Origin of the sequence: Pseudomonas sp. SBT1-2, assembly GCF_028640875.1 — a bacterium.
In the GTDB taxonomy this organism is placed as follows: Bacteria; Pseudomonadota; Gammaproteobacteria; order Pseudomonadales; family Pseudomonadaceae; genus Aquipseudomonas; species Aquipseudomonas chlororaphis_I.
Window position 1 is genome coordinate 142137 of the sequence record NZ_JAQZAA010000113.1, and the last position, 17429, is coordinate 159565.

Consider the following 17429-nt stretch of genomic DNA (forward strand, 5'->3'; position numbering starts at 1 on the left):
CCGCCAATCCCACAGGGTTGAGCCGGCCCCCGGGCTACACACTGTCCAGAAGACGGCGTGAGGTGAGCCGGCGTCATAAGCGTCGAGCACGGACGAAATTCTCAAAGGGGGGCCGACGGGTCCCTCTTTTTTATTGCCTGCGCGCCAGGAAATATCCCGTGGCACCCTCAATAAATAAGTGTTGCGACTGATAACCTGTGGCAGAACCGGCCTGGGCTTTTCCAGTCTTATCTACAGGCCCCTATCCGTAGTGAGGAATAGCATGAAATCGCGCATCTGGCGTTTGGCAGGTGTTGGTTTGCTCTGTGTGGGCGTCAGTGCGCAGGGGCTCGCCGATGACCGCAATGACGGCCGTGGCTGGTCCAATGGCGGCCAGCGCAGTGACGACGGCTATCCGGGCAACGGCCAGGGGCGAGGCGAAAGCCATCAGTCGCGCCAGCAGACTGAAATCATTCGCGGCGACAACAGCCAGCAGTTCGAGCGCAACGTCGAGAACGGGCGCTGGCAGAACCACGGGCCGAATGATCAAGGGCGGGGACGACTGGCACAGCCATCCGCCAACCTGCCGATCCAGGGCCGCCCCGATACCGTCCGCCAGACCCAGGAACCGCGCCAGGGTTATTACCAGGACATCCCGCGCCGTAACGACTACAACCCGCATTGGCAGACCGGCGGACCGGGCTCGCGTCCTTACGACTATCGCTGGCCGGGCCGTCCAGAGGGGCGTGGCAATGGCTGGGGGCCAGGTCCGCAATATCGGCCGGGTTATGTGATCGATCGCTTCCCGGACCGGCATTACCGCGTTCCTTATCGCGGCCGGGACTATTACTTCTCCGGTGGCTATTGGTACCGCCCGCAAGGCCCACGGTATGTGGTGGTGCACCCACCCTACGGGATCCGTGTGGCCTACCTGCCGGACTACGCGCGGGAAGTGTGGATCGGCAGCGCGCTGTTCTTCCTGGCCGCGGGTGCCTACTACAGCTACGAGGCCAGTACCCAGCAGTACGTGGTGGTCGAGCCGCCTGCGGCCAGCCCGCCACCGCAGGCCGGCAATGATTACAACGTGCTGGCCTACCCGGTCAGGGGGCAGAGCCCGCAGCAGATCAATCAGGATCGCTACGACTGTTATCGCTGGGCGGTGCAGCAGAGTGGCTTCGATCCGGCGGCGATGACCTATCCTCCGGCGCCGGAAGTGGTCCAGACCTACCGCCAGGCCCAGGGTGGTTGCCTGAGCTCGCGCGGCTATCAGGTGACTTACTGAGCCCGGGCGGCCTGCACCACTTCCTGCGGGTCGGCGTGCACCAGCACCTCGGCCCGCGGATAGGCCGCATGGATCGCCTCGGCGGCCTGATCGCTGATGCCGTGGGCCACCGACAGGGTCAGCTCCCCCGGTAACTCCAAGTGCAGTTGCACGAACCAGTGGTTGCCGGAAATCCGCGTGCGCAGATCATGGGCGCCGAGTACCCCGGGCACCGCGCATACCAGTTCCAGCATGTGCTGGCTGACCTCGGGCGGCAGCTCCTCGTCCATCAGCACCGCCACGCTTTCGCGGGCGATCTGGATCGCGCTCCACAGGATGTAGGCGGCAATGGCCAGGCCGAACCAGGCGTCCAGTTGCTGCCAGCCGAAACTGGCCAGCACCAGCGCCAGCAGGATGCTGCCGTTAAGCAGCAGGTCGGAGCGATAGTGCAGCGAATCGGCGCGTACCGCGGTGGAGCCGGTTTCGCGGATCACCCGGTGTTGCACCATCAGCAATGCAACGGTCAGCGCCAGGGACAGCAGCATCACGCCGATACCGACCCACGGCGCGCCCAGCGGTTCCGGGTTCTGCAGGCGCTCGACGGCCTGTACCCCGATCAGCACCGCGCTCACCGCGATGAACAGCGCCTGGGCCATGCCCGACAAGGACTCGGCCTTGCCATGGCCGTAGCGGTGATCGGCGTCGGCCGGGCGCAGGGCGTAATGCACGGCCAGCAGGTTGAGGAACGACGCGGCGCCATCGAGCAGCGAGTCGGTGAGGCCCGCCAGCAGGCTGACCGAGCCGCTCAGCCACCAGGCGATGGCCTTGGCCACGATCAGGATACTGGCCACCGCCAGCGAGGCGCGGGTTGCCAGGCGCAACAGGCGCGCGTGTTCCGGGCTACTGCTCATACAAGGCTTGTTCCTTCAAGAAACGCGAGGGTCAGGCTGCTGGTTGCAGACCGTACAGGGCCAGCTGCTGCGCGCTGCCCTTGTGCTGGATCAGGCGTGGATCGTCCAGCGGGAAGCTGCGGCCCAGCTCGCTTTCGAGAATAGCCTGCAACTTGTGGTTATCGACCTGGCCGTCGGCGCCTATGGCTTGCTGCAGCTTGTGCGGGTCGATCTGCGCGGTCTTGCCCGGTTCCAGGTAGATGGCGCCGGTGGCGAAGTCGACGCCAAAGGCGATCAGCCCCGGGATCACATAAAACAGTAGGCCCACGGCGTCGAGCACGGTTACCAGCGGGTCGATCTTACCGTCGATCTGGCCGCGCCGGTCGGGGAAGAAGATCGAGCCGCAGGCGGTGAGCTGAGTCAGCAGGGTGGCAACCAGGACGCCGCCGATGATGCGGAAAGGAATACGCATGTAAATCTCCTGAACAGACACGAAAGAGCAAGGCTGAAGCGTTGCCGGTATGAATTCAGACCGTGATTAACGCCAGGCAGTTCGCCGTTATACTCGCGCCTCTGTTTGGGAGCCAGTATGAATTCTTTGCCAATTGATGAAGTTTTACCCGCCCTGCGTGAAGCCCTGGCGACACGCCACGAGGCCGTGCTCGAAGCACCGCCCGGCGCCGGTAAGACCACCCGCGTGCCTTTGGCCCTGTTGAACGAACCCTGGCTGGCCGGACAACGCATTCTCATGCTCGAACCACGGCGCCTGGCGGCGCGGGCGGCGGCCGAACGGCTGGCCAGCGAACTGGGGGAAAAGGTCGGCGAAACCGTGGGCTACCGCATTCGCCTCGACAGCAAGGTCGGCCCGAACACCCGCATCGAGGTGGTCACCGAGGGGATCCTGACCCGCCGCCTGCAGGACGATCCGGCGCTGGAAGGCGTCGGCCTGCTGATCTTCGACGAATTCCACGAGCGCAGCCTCGACGCCGACCTGGCCTTGGCCTTGAGCCTCAATGGCCGTGATCTGTTCCGCGACGAGCAGCCGCTGAAAATCCTCCTGATGTCGGCGACCCTGGAAGGCGAGCGCCTGGCCGGGCTGCTGGACGACGCGCCGATCCTGCGCAGCGAAGGCCGCATGTTCCCGGTCGATGTGCGCTGGGGGCGGCCTTTCCAGCCGGGCGAGTTCATCGAGCCGCGGCTGGTGCAGACCATCCTTGAAGCGTTGAACGATGAAAGCGGCAGCGTCCTGGTGCTCCTGCCGGGGCAGGCCGAGATCCGCCGGGTACATCAGCAGTTGGCCGATGCCGTGGGCGAGCGCTCGGAGATCCTGCTCTGTCCGCTGCACGGCGAGCTGGACCTGGCGGCGCAGCGCGCGGCCATCGAACCGGCTCCGCCGGGCAAGCGCAAAGTGGTGCTGGCGACCAATATCGCCGAGACCAGCCTGACCATCGACGGCGTGCGCGTGGTGGTCGATGCCGGGCTGGCGCGGGTGCCGCGTTTCGACCCGGGCAGTGGCATGACCCGTCTCGACACCCAGCGTATTTCCCGGGCCAGCGCCACCCAGCGCGCCGGTCGGGCCGGGCGTCTGGAACCGGGCGTGTGTTATCGCCTGTGGTCCCAGGACCAGCACGAACAGCTGGCGGCCTATGGCAGTGCGGAAATCCTCCAGGCGGACCTGGCGGGCCTGGCCCTGCAATTGGCGCGCTGGGGGGTGACGCCAGCGCAACTGGTGTGGCTGGATGTGCCGCCTGGCGCGGCCTATGCCCAGGCCCAGGATCTGCTCGAACGCCTCGGCGCCCTGACCGCCAAAGCCGGCGAAGACTGGAAGCTGACAGCCCATGGCCAGGCGATGGCCGAGTTGCCGGCCCATCCGCGCATTGCCCATCTGCTGTTGCGCGGCCAGGCCCTGGGGCTGGCGAACATGGCCTGCGACGTCGCCGCCTTGCTCGGCGAGCGCGACATCCTGCGCGGCGGCGGTGCCGACCTGCATAGCCGTCTGGTGCTGCTGTCCGGCGAAGAGCGCGCGGCCCGCGGCGCCCAGGGCGGCGTACAGCGGGCTCGGCAACTGGCCCGGCAGTACCGCGGTTATCTGCGTGGGCAGCCGAGCCAGGCGGTGGCGGACCCGGACCATCCGCGCTGGCTGGGCGCCTTGCTGGCGCTGGCCTATCCGGATCGGGTCGCCCAGCAACGCCGTCCTGGCGGTGCCGAGTACCGGCTGGCCAACGGCCGCGCGGCATTGTTCAGCGAAACCGACAGCCTGATGAAGCAACCCTGGCTGGTGATCGCCGACCTGGGCAGTCGCCAGGGGCAGCGGGAAGAGCGCATCTACCTGGCGGCGGATTTCGATCCGGCGCTGTTCGACTCGGTCCTGGCCGAGCAGGTGCGCAGCGTCGACCAGCTTGATTGGGACGAGCGCGAAGGCGTGTTGCGTGCCGAGCGCCAGCGCAAGGTCGGCGAACTGGTGCTCAGCCGTGAGCCGCTGACCGGGCTGGACGAGGCGGCGCGGTGCCAGGCCCTGGTCAATCTGGTGCGGCGCAAGGGCCTGGAACTGTTGCCCTGGACCCCGGAACTGCGCCAGTGGCAGGCGCGGGTGGCCTTGTTGCGCCAGCTCGATCTAGAGGCCACGGGCGAAAGCCAGTGGCCGGATGTCAGCGACGTGGCCTTGCTCAAGAGCCTGGAGAGCTGGCTGTTGCCGTACCTGGGCAAGGTTTCGCGCCTCAGCCACTTCGCCAACCTGGAGCTGGCCAGCATTGTCCACAACCTGCTGCCATGGCCATTGCCACAGCGCCTGGACGAGCTGGCGCCGCACCACCTGACGGTGCCGTCCGGCTCGTCGATCCGCCTCGACTACAGCGAGCAGCCACCGATTCTCGCCGTGCGCCTGCAGGAGTTGTTCGGCCTGGCGGAAACACCACGGATCGCCGGTGGCCGGCAGGTGGTCAAGCTGCACCTGCTGTCCCCGGCACGGCGGCCGGTGCAGGTCACCCAGGACCTGGCGAACTTCTGGCGCAGCACCTACGCCGAGGTGAAGAAGGACCTCAAGGGCCGCTACCCGAAACACTATTGGCCGGATGACCCGCTGGTGGCCGAGGCCACGGCCCGCGCCAAACCGCGCAAGTAACCTACCGTGTAGCCGCTGCCGCAGGCTGCGATAAGGCCGAAGGCCTTCAGCGGTCTCAAGATCCTGCACCCGCGTTGTCGGAATGCCGCCCAGGTCGATCGCAGCCTGCGGCAGCGGCTACAGGTCATTGCGCGGCGGGCAACAGGAAGCGGGCGATCAGCGGCAGGTGGTCGGAGATGCGCAGGGTGTCGTCCTGCCGTACCTGGGCCTCGACCCGTTTGATCCGTGGGCTGTGGAACAGGTAGTCGACGGTGCGATCCGGGCCGCTCAGGGCTGGGTCGTTGGGGTAGTGGGTCAGCCACAGGGCGCGGTCGATGCCGCTGGCTTCGTTGTTGGTGGGGATCATCGGGTACTTGTCCCAGAGGCTGTGCAACGCGCTGTCGGCGGAGTAGGGCGTGCGTTGCTCGGGGGCGAGCCGCTGGTACTGGCCCAGGGGCAGCAGATTGAAGTCGCCGCCGATCAGCCAGGGCGTGCCGCGGGCTTCGAAGCGGTCGAGGATCCTGGTTACCGCGTTCACCTGGGCTTGCAGGGTGTCGTCGGGCTTCGTCGCGCGGTCCAGGTGGGTGTTGAGCACCGCCATCTGTCCGCCATCGCTTAACGGCAGGTAGCTGACCAGCACGGCGTTTTTCGGCTGGAACTGGCGGCTGATGAAATTGGCCTCGGGCACCGGCAATTGCAGGCGTTCGGCGTGTTCGATGTTGTAGCGGCTCAAGGTCGCCAGTTGCCGGCCGACGCTGCCGAAGATGTGCGGGGAGGGTACGAAATCGGCCTTCCAGTCGAAGGCCTGGGTACTGCAGGGATACAGGTCGGTCAGGCGTTCCTGCAGCAGCTTGAGCTGGTCCTGGTAATCGCTGGCCTTGGCGCCGTCGTCCAGTTCCTGCACCAGCACGATGTCCGGCTGCTCGTCGCGAATCACCCGGGCCACCTCGTCCAGGCTGAAGGCCATGTCCTCCGGGGTCGGGCGCTCGTCCGGCCCCCGGGCCTGGTCGTTCCAGAACACATAGCGCTTGCCCGCCAGGTACTGCACGTTCCAGGTCATCACCTTCAGCGCCTGGCCCGGCACCAGGCTGGGCACCTTGCCCGTGCAGGCGACCGGCAGCGGCTCCTTGGCGTCGGGGCGCCAGGTCAGGCTGTAGACCAGGGCTGACAACAGGCCTGCGCTGATCAGCAGGCCCAGGAGGATGAGGCGAAGTGGACGGGGCATCGGCTCGGCTTATGGCGTTGCAAGATTGAGCCCGAGCATAACCGAGAGCGGGGCCGCGGCCCAAGGGGTAGAGCGGCCGGACCTTGGCGTCACGCCTGTTCGGGCGAGTCACCGATCAGCATGAACAGCCGGAACACCACCACGCTGGTGAACAATTGCAGGAAGCTGTGGGCGCTTTCGATCAGCAGCGACAGCATCGGACCCGGCTCGGGATACGCCGCCAGGCTGGCCCCCTTGAGCACCCACAGCGGGGCCATCACGGCCAGGATGCAGACCAGGATCCGCAGGAAGTGCCCGCGGGTCAGGCGGAAGCTTTCCTTGATCGCGGCCAGTGGTTGCAGGCCCTTGAGCACCAGCAGGTATTCGGCGAAGGCCAGGGTCACCATCAGCCACAGCCCGGGCAGGAAATACAGCGACAGACCCAGCAGGATCAGCAGGGTGTTGATGGCGGTCAGCAGGGCAAAACGCGGCCACAGGCTGACAGTCGCGGCGAGCAGGTCGCGGGCTAATGGCGATTCGCCACGGCTGCGGGCATCGAGGAACAGGATCAGCACCCCGGTGTACAGCGGGTAGATCAGCAGGCCGACGACCACGCTGTAGCCGGGAAAGGCCTCGGGGCCCAGCGAGCTGTCCACCGCCTGCTGCAGCAGCGCTTCGAGGACCACCAGCGGCAGGCACAGCTGGACGATGCGCCCCAGGTTGCGCTGGCAGAAGTACAGGGAGTCGCGCAGAACGGTTAACGGATTCATCAGTGGTTATCGCAGATCACAAAAAGCGGTTGGACACTTTAACCGATGCAGCCCCCGGGCGAGCAAACGTAAACGTTAGGTAAAGGCTATTGAAAGCCCGCTGGGCAGCCCCATTACTGGTTGCACCTTGTGCATGACAGGCAAGGCCCAGTTTTTTACCGGCAATCTAAAGAGGTCGCCATGAACAGCGAAGAGCAAACCCTGATCGATGGACTGTTTTCACGGTTGCAGCAAGCCGAGAAGGATTCAGCCCCGCGTGACGCCCAGGCCGAGACGCGGATCAAGGAGCATCTGGCCCGGCAGCCTGCCGCCGGGTATTTCATGACCCAGGCGATTCTGGTGCAAGAGGCGGCAATCAAGAGCCTCGACGAGCAGAACAAGCAACTCACCCAGCAGGTCCAGCAACTGCAGGCCGAGCTGCAGCAGGCCAGGTCCCAGGCCGCGGCACCGGCGCCCAGCAGCGGTGGCGGGTTCCTTTCGAGCATCTTCGGTGGCGGTTCCCGCGATCCGCAGCCGGCGCCGACGCAAAGCGCTCCGGCCTCGTCCGGCGGCTGGCGCGAACCGGCGCGGCCGGCGTTCAACCCGCAGCCGCAACAGAACTACCCGCAACAGAGCTATCCCCAGCAAAACTATGCCGCGCCCCCCCAGCAGGCTCCGGCCGCGGCTGGCAGCAGCTTTCTCGGCGGCGCGCTGAAGACCGCCGCCGGCGTGGCGGGGGGCGTGATGCTGGCGCAAGGCCTCAGCAGCCTGTTCCACGGCAACCAGCAGCCGCAGGAAATCGTCGAAGTGATCAAGGAAGAACCGGCACCCGCCAGCGACAACGCGGGTGGCTGGGGCAATGACGAGCAGCGCATGGCCAACAACGACTCCTGGGGCAACAACGACCAGGGCGGCTTCAGCGATGCCGACTACGGCAACGACGACAGCTCGTTCTTTTCCGACGACGATTCCTTCGTCTGATCCGCCATCGGTCCGGAACGCCACTGCGTCCCGGACCGATTATTCGCGGAACCTTCCTTCTGGCTGGCATACTGGGCGACTTTTCAGGGTTTGAGTCCCGGCCCAGTTCGCGCGCGTGAGCGCCATGAGGATAAGCGGTGAAAAAAATCGCTGTGTTCGCCGATGTCCAGAATCTCTATTACACCGTGCGCCAGGCCTATGGCTGCCACTTCAACTATGCCGCCCTGTGGGCCGACATCAGCCAACGCGGGCAGATAGTCGAGGCCTATGCCTATGCGATCGACCGGGGCGACAGCAAGCAGCAGCAGTTCCAGCAGATCCTGCGCAACCTGGGCTTCACGGTAAAACTCAAACCCTATATCCAGCGCAGCGACGGCTCGGCCAAGGGCGACTGGGACGTGGGCATCACCATCGACATCATGGACGCCGCCGCCCATGTCGACGAAGTGGTGCTGGCCTCCGGTGATGGCGATTTCGACCTGTTGCTGGAGCGCATCATCAGCAAGCACGGCGTCGAAGCGGTTGCCTATGGCGTACCGGGACTCACCGCCAATTCGCTGATTCGCGCGGCCACGCGCTACGTGCCGATCGAAGGCGCGCTACTGCTCAAAAGCTGAGCTGACTATTTTTTGGATGGAGCTGGACAGGTTTGGAACGCATCGCAGTCATCGACTTTGAAACCACCGGGATCTCCCCGAGCAGCAGTTGCCGGGCCACGGAAATCGCCGTGGTGATCCTTGAGCAGGGGCGCATCGTCGAGCGTTACCAGAGCCTGATGAATGCCGGCGTGCGGGTGCCGGCCTTCATCGAACAGCTGACCGGCATCAGCAACGCCATGCTGCGCAGCGCGCCGCCGGCCGAGCAGGTGATGAACGAGGTCAACGAGTTCGTCGGCACCACGCCGCTGCTGGCGCACAACGCCGCGTTCGACCAGAAGTTCTGGGACTACGAGCTGGGCCGGATCAAGCGCACTCGCTTGCAGAACTTCGCCTGTTCCCTGTTGCTGGCCCGGCGCCTGATGCCGGCGGCGCCCAACCACAAGCTCGGCACCCTCACCACGTTCGCCAGCCTGCCCCATACCGGCCAGGCTCACCGGGCCATGGCCGACGCGGAAATGGCCGCCAACCTCACCGCCCACCTGGCGCTGGAGCTGCGGCAGAAACACGGGCTGCGCGAGCTGTCCCACGACTTCCTGTGCAAATTGCAGAAAGTGCCGGCCGCCAAGATCGGCGAACACCTCAAGCGTCATCGCGGCGCCTGATCCGTAATTCCTGTAGCCGCCTGTAGCCATCTGTAGCCGCTGCCGAGCCTTGGCGAGGCTGCGATAAGGCTCGAAGAGCCTTCCAAGGCCCTCAAGAGCGCGTCTCCTGCGGAGCCGATCGCAGCCTCGCCAAGGCTCGGCAGCGGCTACAGGCGGCTACAGGCGGCGTGGATTGGCTTATTTGCCGTTGCTTTCCAGATGCCCCAGCGGCACGCGCTGTTCGATGGCGCTGGAGAGCACGATCGAGGTCTTGCTGAAACCGAACTGGGCAACGCGGTTGATCAGCTCTTCCAGCTCCGGCATCGAGCCGACGGCGGCGCGCATGATCACGCACGGATCGCCCGTGACCCGCTGGCATTCGGTGAGTTGCGGGATCCGGCTCAGTTCGTCGTAGGCCTTCTGATTGCCGTGCTGGGCCATGCGCAGTTCGATCACGCACTGGATCGGCAGCCCGAGCTTGGCCAGGTCGACCTTGGCCTGGTAGCCGGTGATCACTCCGCTGGCTTCGAGTTTGGCCACCCGCTCGGCCACGGCCGGAGCGGAGAGGTTCACCTTGCGCGCCAGCTCGGCGTAGCTCGCCCGGCCATTTTCCAGCAGGGCGGCGAGGAGCATGCGGTCATATTTGTCCATGATAAGGCTTCCAAATACAGCGACTTTCGAAAGCATGGGTTATAGCCACAATCTCCGTGTTTTGAAAAGTGTACTGGCGCTTTAAACAGGTTTTGTAACTTAAGTTCCGCCGGCCGGCTTTCTAGAATAAGCCCTCTCCCTTGCCTGTCTTCGAGCTTCCCATGCCTGGTCTACGCCGTTTTCCCTTGCCTTTGATTGCCGCTTTTTTTGCGCTGTACGTGATCTGGGGGTCGACCTACCTGGTGATCCGTATCGGTGTCGAATACTGGCCGCCGCTGATGCTCGCCGGCATCCGCTTTGTCATCGCCGGCAGCCTGATGTACGGCTTCCTGCGCTGGCGCGGGGCACCGGCGCCGACCTGGGCGCAATGGCGGGCGGCAGGGGTGATCGGCATCCTGCTGCTGAGCTGCGGCAATGGCGCGGTCACCGTCGCCGAACACATGGGCGTGGCGTCCGGAGTGGCGGCCCTGGCGGTGGCCACGGTGCCGCTGTTCACCCTGCTGTGCGGTTACTTCTGGGGCGCGCGCAACACCCGCCTGGAATGGGCCGGGATCGTCCTCGGGCTGATCGGCATTGCCATGCTCAACCTCGGTTCCAACCTGCAGTCGAGCCCGACCGGCGCGGCCTTGCTGGTGTTCGCGGCGGCGGCCTGGGCCTTCGGTTCGGTGTGGAGCAAACACCTGCCGTTGCCGCAAGGGGCGATGGCCAGTGCCGTCGAGATGCTGGTGGGTGGCGCGGTGCTGTTGATCGGCAGTTGGTGGAGCGGTGAACAACTGGCCGCCGTTCCGCCGATCGAAGGCTGGGCGGCCCTGGCGTACCTGACCGGCTTTGGCTCGATCATCGCCTTCAACGCCTACATGTACCTGCTCAAGCACGTGCGCCCGGCGGCGGCCACCAGCTATGCCTACGTCAACCCTGCGGTGGCGGTGCTGCTGGGGATCGTGTTTGTCGGCGAGACCATCGGCCTGGAGGAGGCGCTGGCGATGGTGGTGATCATCAGTGCCGTGGTGTTGATCGGCCTGCCGCAATGGCGCAAGCCAAAAGCCGCCGCGATACAGGAAGAAGCCACCGCTTGAAGTGGCCGGTTGGCGCACGATCGAAAACGCCGGGCATTGCCCGGCGTTTTTGTTCCAGCCTGTCGTACTCAGGCCGGGTTGAACAGCATCACCAGCGGTATCAGCGCCACGACGAAGGCCAGCATGAACAGCAGGCTGATCCCGGCGACGCGCCACAAGGAGAAGAAAGGCCCCTTGCTGAGTTTGTGTTCGATGACGACCGGACCGAAGAGCTGGCGCGCGTAGGTGTTCATCGCAAAAAGCGGTGGCAGTACGAAGACCACGGCTGGAACGCTTTCCGGCAACACCGCGCTCAACACCATCATCAGGACGAGCAGGCCGATACCGACATACCAGGCCTTCTTCACTTCGCTTTCGCGGCCGAGCGCCTTGAGGTTGGCGGCGATGATGTAGGACCCCGCCAGGGAAGTGCCGAGGAAGGTGGCAAGGCCGACGGCGTTGATGCTGTACAGGCGCAATGGCGCGGTCGATGCAGCCGGGGTCTGCAACTCGGCGGCCGGTGTCTGGAAGGGGTTGGGGGTGTCCATACGGGTCAGGCTCCTGGATCTTCGACGGGGCGATGGGGATAAAAGAACTGAATCCTCTCCCGGCAGCTCCAGGCGCGTCTACAAAGATTATCGCTGCCCGTCGCCCGGGGCCCCGTAACGGCGGGAGGCAGGGCAACTCGTCAGCCCGAAAGAAACCCGCCTGAATTAGGGTAAACTGCCGCCCATTGCACACCTGCGCTGACTTTTTTCCCTACGGTATCCCCATGACATTCGCCACTCTTGGCCTGATCGAACCCTTGCTGCGCGCCCTCGAAACGCTTGGCTACCAGACCCCGACACCGGTGCAGGCGCAAGCCATTCCGGCGGTGCTGGGCGGTCGCGACCTGATGGCCGCGGCGCAGACCGGCACCGGCAAGACCGCCGGCTTCGCCTTGCCGCTCCTGCAATCGCTGACCCTGGAAGGGCCGAAAGTGGCCAGCAACTCGGTACGCGCGCTGATCCTGGTGCCGACCCGCGAGCTGGCCGAACAGGTGCACGAGAGCGTGCGCCAGTACGCCGAGCACCTGCCGCTGAGCACCTACGCGGTGTACGGCGGCGTCAGCATCAACCCGCAGATGATGAAGCTGCGCAAAGGCATCGACCTGCTGGTGGCGACCCCGGGGCGCCTGCTCGACCTGTACCGGCAGAACGCGGTGAAGTTCAGCCAGTTGCAGACCCTGGTGCTGGACGAAGCCGACCGCATGCTCGACCTGGGTTTCTCCGAAGAGCTGAAGGACATCTACGCGGCATTGCCGAAAAAGCGCCAGACCCTGCTGTTCTCCGCGACCTTCTCCGACGCCATCCGCCTGTTGGCCGGGCAGATGCTCAACGATCCGCTGAGCATTGAAGTCAGCCCGCGCAACGTTGCCGCCAACACCGTCAAGCAATGGGTGGTGACGGTGGACAAGAAGCGCAAGCCGGAGCTGTTCAGCCACCTGCTGCGCAAGAATCGCTGGAAGCAGGTGCTGGTATTCGCCAAGACCCGCAACGGCGTGGACGCGCTGGTGGAAAGGCTGCAGGGCCAGGGCGTGAATGCCGACGGCATCCATGGCGACAAACCCCAGGCCACCCGCCAGCGTGCGCTGGACCGCTTCAAGGCCAGCGAGATCCAGATCCTGGTGGCCACCGATGTAGCGGCCCGTGGCCTGGACATCGAGGACCTGCCGCTGGTGGTCAACTTCGACCTGCCGATCGTCGCCGAGGATTACATCCACCGCATCGGCCGTACCGGCCGCGCCGGCTCCACCGGTGAGGCGATCTCGCTGGTGTGCGCCGATGAAGTGAACCTGCTGTCGGCCATCGAGATGCTGACCCGCCAGACCCTCAAGCGCCATGACGAGCCGGACTTCATTCCGGATCACCGGGTGCCGGAAACCGACGCCAGCGGCCAGGTGATCAAGAAGCCGAAAAAGCCGAAGAAGCCCAAGGCTTCCGGCGGTGGCGGCAAGCGCAACCTGGGCAAGTGGGTGGACAGCGGCGAAGTGGCCGAAGCCCCGGCGGTGAAACCGGTGCGCAAGGTGCCGGCGTTCAACACCGGGCCGCGCAAGCGCAAGCCGTAAGCCTTGGCGAGCGTTCAACACCGCTCGCTTCTGTAGCCGCTGGCGTAGCCTGCGATCGAGGACGAAGTCCTCGCAAAAACGAACGCCCCGGTTTTCCTGGAAAACCGGGGCGTTTGGTTTTACGCCGTTACGTCGCAATGCCGCCCAGACCGATCGCAGGCTGCGCCAGCGGCTACACGAAAGGCCTCAAGCCTTTTCCCGCAACCACTCGATCATCCCCAACCCCGCCGCCCGCCCGCTGGCGAAACACGCGGTGAGCAGGTAGCCGCCGGTGGGCGCCTCCCAGTCGAGCATTTCTCCGGCGCAGAACACGCCGGGCAATTGCTTGAGCATCAAGCGCTGGTCCATGGCCTCGAACGTCACGCCGCCGGCGCTGCTGATGGCTTCGTCCAGCGGCCGGGTTCTCACCAGGGTCAACGGCAGGGCCTTGATCGCCTTGGCCAGCAGCGCCGGGTCGGCGAAGCAATCGGCAGTGGTCAGTTCGCGCAAGAGTGCGGCTTTCACCCCGTCGATGCCCAGCTGGCTGTGCAGGTGCTTGGCCATGGAGCGCGAGCCCCGTGGCTTGCTCAGCGCGGCCTGGATCCGGTCATGGGGTTTGCCCGGCAGCAGGTCGATATGCACGGTGGCCGAGCCGTGGCGGTTGATCGCGTCCCGAATCGGCGCCGACAGCGCATAGATCAGGCTGCCCTCGACCCCGGTGGTGGTGATCACGCATTCGCCGAGGCGGGGGATGTCGTCGTTCAGGCCGATGGCCACGTTCTTCAGCGGGGCGCCGGCGAACTTGCTGCGCAGCAGATCGCTCCAGTCCTGCACTTCGAACCCGCAGTTGCTCGGTTGCAGGGGCGCCAGTTGCACGCCGTGCTGTTCCAGCGGCAGCATCCAGGCCCCATCCGAACCCAGGCGTGCCCAGCTGCCGCCGCCCAGCGCCAGCAGCAGGGCGTCGGCCTGGACCGACTTTTCACCTTCCGGGCTATGGATGCGCAGGCTGCCATCGACATTCCAGCCGAGCCAGCGATGGCGGGTGTGGATAACCACGCCGGCATCGCGCAGGTGCTTGAGCCAGGCGCGCAGCAGCGGCGCGGCTTTCATATCGGTGGGGAACACCCGGCCCGAGCTGCCGACGAAAGTCTCGATGCCCAGGCCGTGAATCCATTGGCACAGCGCCTCGCTGCCGAACTCGCGCAACAGCGGGGCCATCTGCGGGGCCCGTTCGGCATAACGTGAGAGGAAGACCGGGTAGGCCTCGGAATGCGTGATGTTCATGCCGCCGACCCCGGCCAGCAAAAACTTGCGGCCCACCGACGGCATGCCGTCGTAGAGATCGACACGGATGCCCGCCAGGCTCAGCACCTCGGCCGCCATCAAGCCGGCGGGGCCGCCACCGATAATGGCGACGTGATGGGGCAGGGTGCTGCTGGATAAGGTCATGGCGGGCGGCGGCGTGGCGGAATAAGCCAGGCATTCTACCCGAGGCAGGCCCGCCGCCAATGCTCCATGCGCCCCGCAGTGGCTTATACAAGGGGTGATCAAAAAATGTTCAGTGCTCTGCAGGGCTTGTACGGCATGGCCTGCAGCCCCTTGCACTCAGGTTATCCACAAGCGGCTCCACAGAGATTGGGGGTAAGGCGCCCACACTTTCATGACCACCTGATGAAGCTTTTGTAGCCGCTGCCGCAGGCTGCGAAAGGTCCGAAGGACCTCCAGCGGCATCACTCTTCATGTTCCCGCTTCGCAGCATTCAGCGGTGCTTACCGGGCCTGATCAAAAAACGATCACCGATCTGCAGGGCACAGCCAGCCTGACCTGCAGCCGCTTGCACTCAGGTTATCCACAAGCGGCTCCACAGAGATTGGGGGTAAGGCATCCACACTTTCATGACCACCTGATGAAGCTTTTGTAGCCGCTGCCGCAGGCTGCGAAAGGTCCGCAGGACCTCCAGCGGCATCACTATTTATGCTCCCGCTTCGCAGTATTCAGCGGTGCTTACCAGACCTGATCAAAAAATGATCGCCTGTCTGTAGGGTACGGCCAGCCTGACCTGCAGCCCCTTGCACTCAGGTTATCCACAAGCGGCTCCACAGAGATTGGGGGTAAGGCACCCACACTTTCATGACCGCCTGATGAAGCTTTTGTAGCCGCTGCCGCAGGCTGCGAAAGGTCCGCAGGACCTCCAGCGGCATCACTATTGGCGCTCCCGTTTTGCCGCGCTCAGTGGTGCTTATAGAGTCTGATCAAAAAATGATCGCCTGTCTGTAGAGCACAGCCAACATGGCCTGCAGCCGCTTGCACTCAGGTTATCCACAAGCGGCTCCACAGAGATTGGGGGTAAGGCATCCACACTTTCATGACCACCTGATGAAGCTTTTGTAGCCGCTGCCGCAGGCTGCGAAAGGTCCGAAGGACCTCCTGCGCTATCACTGTTGGCGCTCCCATTTCGCAGCATTCAGCTGTGCTTATCGGGCCTGATCAGAAAATGATCACCTGTCTGTAAGGCACAGCCAGCATGGTCTGTAGCCGCTTGCACTCAGGTTATCCACAAGCGGCTCCACAGCCATTGTGGGTAAGGCGCCCAGCGTTCAGTGACAACCTGATGACGTCCACACCCGTTGCGCACTGTGGTGGAGGATGCCGTGGCGGCGGGCCAGGGCCTGGCGGTCCTTGCTGTAGCCGCCGCCGATCACCCCGAGCACCGGGATGTCGCGGCCCAGGCAATGGCGCATCACCTGTTCGTCGCGGGCGGCGACGCCCTGGTCGGTCAGCTTCAGGTAACCCAGGGCATCGTCCTTGTGCACATCCACCCCGGCGTCGTACAGCACCAGGTCCGGCTGGTACAGCGGCAGCAGGTAATTGAGGGCATCGTCGACCACCTTCAGGTAATCGGCGTCGCCCATGCCCATCGGCAGGGGGATGTCCCAGTCGCTGGTGGCCTTGCGCGCCGGGAAGTTTTTTTCGCAGTGCAGCGAGACGGTCACGGCGTCCGGGGTATGTTCGAGAATCCGCGCGGTGCCGTCGCCCTGATGCACATCGCAGTCGAAGATCAGCACCCGGCCGACCCGACCGGCTTCGAGCAGGTAATGGCTGATCACCGCCAGGTCGTTGAAGATGCAGAAGCCCGCCGGGTGGTCGTAGTGGGCGTGATGGGTACCGCCGGCCAGGTGACAGGCCAGGCCATGCTCCAGGGCCTGTTCGGCGGCCAGCAGCGAGCCGCCGACAGCGCGCACGGTGCGCCGGGCGAGGGCTTCGTTCCAGGGCAGGCCAAGGCGCCGCTGGTCTTCCCGCGACAACTCGCCGGCCATATAACGTTCGATATACCCAGGATCGTGGGCCAGGGCGAGAATCTCCTTCGGGCACAGCTCCGGGCGCATCAGGTCGGCATCGCGGGTCAGGCCGCTGTCCACCAGGTGGTCGCGCAGCAGGCGAAACTTGTCCATGGGGAAACGGTGCTCCGCCGGGAACTCGGGGCTGTAGTCGTCGTGGTAGATCAGCGGCAGTGGCATGGCAATTTCATGTAGGAATCCGAAAAGGATCCTACCAGCGATGTAGACTGGCACGCATGGAAATGGAGGGGACGATGGAGCCGATACTGCAACTCGAAAGTGCTCGACTGCTGTTGCGCCAGTGGCGCGATGAGGATTTGCCGGCGTTTGCGGCGATGTGTGCCGACCCGCAAGTGATGCGTTACTTTCCGGCCCCCTTGAGCCGCCTGGAAAGCGCCGCGTTGATCGGGCGGATCCGTGGGCATTTCGCCGAGCACGGTTTTGGCACCTGGGCGCTGGAGCGCAAGGATACCGGGGCCTTTATCGGGTTTACCGGGCTGGGGGTGGTGGGCTTCGAAGCGCCATTCACCCCGGCGGTGGAAATCGGCTGGCGCCTGGCGCGCGAGCACTGGGGCCTGGGCTATGCCAGCGAAGCGGCCTGGACCGCGCTGCGCTGTGGCTTCGATCGCCTGGCCCTGAAGGAGATCGTTGCCTTCACCACCACCAGCAACCTGCCGTCGCAGAAAGTCATGCAGGCCATCGGCATGCAACACGATGGGCACGACGATTTCGATCACCCAAAGCTCGGCAGCGAGCATCCGCTGCGTCATCATGTGCTGTATCGCATCAACCGCGAACAATGGTTGGAAACCTTGCATGGATAGCAGGTCGGGGGCATCTGGAGTGTGCCCATGTGTGTGAACCCGATTGAATCGACCGCGACAGCCAAGACTGC

The 17429-nt window shown here is 64.8% G+C and carries 16 protein-coding genes; 8 read left to right on the forward strand and 8 right to left on the reverse strand.

What is annotated here, in order from left to right; all coding sequences use genetic code 11:
- Positions 1 to 262 precede the first annotated feature (262 nt).
- Positions 263 to 1261 carry a DUF6515 family protein gene (locus tag PVZ78_RS28050; RefSeq protein WP_038635505.1) on the forward strand — a complete coding sequence of 333 codons (999 nt, stop codon included), beginning with the start codon at positions 263 to 265 and terminating at the stop codon, positions 1259 to 1261.
- Here PVZ78_RS28050 and PVZ78_RS28055 read toward each other — a convergent pair.
- Both PVZ78_RS28055 and PVZ78_RS28060 read right to left on the reverse strand, forming a co-directional pair.
- Entirely contained in the window at positions 1255 to 2151 is an 897-nt protein-coding gene (locus tag PVZ78_RS28055) for a cation diffusion facilitator family transporter (RefSeq protein WP_038635503.1), read from the reverse strand. The genes PVZ78_RS28050 and PVZ78_RS28055 overlap by 7 nt on opposite strands.
- Positions 2152 to 2182: 31 nt before the next feature.
- Complete coding sequence (locus PVZ78_RS28060; RefSeq protein WP_273829599.1) at positions 2183 to 2602, reverse strand: polyribonucleotide nucleotidyltransferase; 420 nt, start codon at positions 2600 to 2602, stop codon at positions 2183 to 2185.
- A gap of 117 nt (positions 2603 to 2719) precedes the next feature.
- On the opposite strand from PVZ78_RS28060, the gene hrpB reads away from it, so the two are divergent.
- A complete protein-coding gene (hrpB, locus tag PVZ78_RS28065; protein WP_273829600.1) occupies positions 2720 to 5251 on the forward strand; it encodes an ATP-dependent helicase HrpB in 2532 nt (843 codons plus the stop codon).
- A gap of 124 nt (positions 5252 to 5375) precedes the next feature.
- Here the strand turns inward: hrpB and PVZ78_RS28070 are convergent, their stop codons facing one another.
- The gene (locus tag PVZ78_RS28070) at positions 5376 to 6455 is read right to left on the reverse strand and encodes an endonuclease/exonuclease/phosphatase family protein (protein ID WP_273829601.1); all 1080 of its coding nucleotides are present in this window, start codon (positions 6453 to 6455) and stop codon (positions 5376 to 5378) included.
- Positions 6456 to 6544: 89 nt separating this feature from the next.
- Positions 6545 to 7204 carry a membrane protein gene (locus PVZ78_RS28075; RefSeq protein ID WP_009051010.1) on the reverse strand — a complete coding sequence of 220 codons (660 nt, stop codon included), beginning with the start codon at positions 7202 to 7204 and terminating at the stop codon, positions 6545 to 6547.
- 180 nt (positions 7205 to 7384) lie between these two features.
- Here PVZ78_RS28075 and PVZ78_RS28080 point away from each other — a divergent pair, with 180 nt between their 5' ends.
- From PVZ78_RS28080 to PVZ78_RS28090, 3 genes are all read left to right on the forward strand, one after another.
- Positions 7385 to 8164 (forward strand): DUF2076 domain-containing protein, encoded by a 780-nt coding sequence (locus PVZ78_RS28080; RefSeq protein WP_273829602.1) that lies wholly within the window; start codon positions 7385 to 7387, stop codon positions 8162 to 8164.
- A gap of 137 nt (positions 8165 to 8301) precedes the next feature.
- Positions 8302 to 8781, forward strand: coding sequence for an NYN domain-containing protein (locus PVZ78_RS28085; protein ID WP_009051008.1), 480 nt, complete (start codon positions 8302 to 8304; stop codon positions 8779 to 8781).
- Positions 8782 to 8813: 32 nt separating this feature from the next.
- Positions 8814 to 9425, forward strand: coding sequence for a 3'-5' exonuclease (locus PVZ78_RS28090; protein ID WP_016703733.1), 612 nt, complete (start codon positions 8814 to 8816; stop codon positions 9423 to 9425).
- Positions 9426 to 9602: 177 nt separating this feature from the next.
- Here PVZ78_RS28090 and PVZ78_RS28095 read toward each other — a convergent pair whose 3' ends face one another.
- The gene (locus tag PVZ78_RS28095) at positions 9603 to 10055 is read right to left on the reverse strand and encodes an Lrp/AsnC family transcriptional regulator (RefSeq protein ID WP_009051006.1); all 453 of its coding nucleotides are present in this window, start codon (positions 10053 to 10055) and stop codon (positions 9603 to 9605) included.
- Positions 10056 to 10216: 161 nt separating this feature from the next.
- Between PVZ78_RS28095 and yedA the strand changes: the two genes are divergently transcribed.
- Positions 10217 to 11131: a drug/metabolite exporter YedA gene (gene yedA, locus PVZ78_RS28100; protein WP_009051005.1), complete on the forward strand. Its 915-nt coding sequence runs from the start codon at positions 10217 to 10219 to the stop codon at positions 11129 to 11131.
- A 68-nt stretch (positions 11132 to 11199) separates the two neighbouring features.
- Here the strand turns inward: yedA and PVZ78_RS28105 are convergent, their stop codons facing one another.
- Positions 11200 to 11658, reverse strand: coding sequence for a hypothetical protein (locus PVZ78_RS28105; protein WP_009051004.1), 459 nt, complete (start codon positions 11656 to 11658; stop codon positions 11200 to 11202).
- Positions 11659 to 11882: 224 nt separating this feature from the next.
- On the opposite strand from PVZ78_RS28105, the gene PVZ78_RS28110 reads away from it, so the two are divergent.
- The gene (locus PVZ78_RS28110; protein ID WP_016703731.1) at positions 11883 to 13217 is read left to right on the forward strand and encodes a DEAD/DEAH box helicase; all 1335 of its coding nucleotides are present in this window, start codon (positions 11883 to 11885) and stop codon (positions 13215 to 13217) included.
- Positions 13218 to 13403: 186 nt separating this feature from the next.
- On the opposite strand, the gene PVZ78_RS28115 is transcribed toward PVZ78_RS28110, so the two are convergent.
- A complete protein-coding gene (locus PVZ78_RS28115) occupies positions 13404 to 14645 on the reverse strand; it encodes a TIGR03862 family flavoprotein (RefSeq protein ID WP_273829603.1) in 1242 nt (413 codons plus the stop codon).
- 1148 nt (positions 14646 to 15793) lie between these two features.
- Positions 15794 to 16714 carry a histone deacetylase family protein gene (locus PVZ78_RS28120; protein ID WP_009051001.1) on the reverse strand — a complete coding sequence of 307 codons (921 nt, stop codon included), beginning with the start codon at positions 16712 to 16714 and terminating at the stop codon, positions 15794 to 15796.
- A 74-nt stretch (positions 16715 to 16788) separates the two neighbouring features.
- Here PVZ78_RS28120 and PVZ78_RS28125 point away from each other — a divergent pair, with 74 nt between their 5' ends.
- A complete protein-coding gene (locus tag PVZ78_RS28125; RefSeq protein WP_009051000.1) occupies positions 16789 to 17358 on the forward strand; it encodes a GNAT family N-acetyltransferase in 570 nt (189 codons plus the stop codon).
- Positions 17359 to 17429 lie beyond the last annotated feature (71 nt).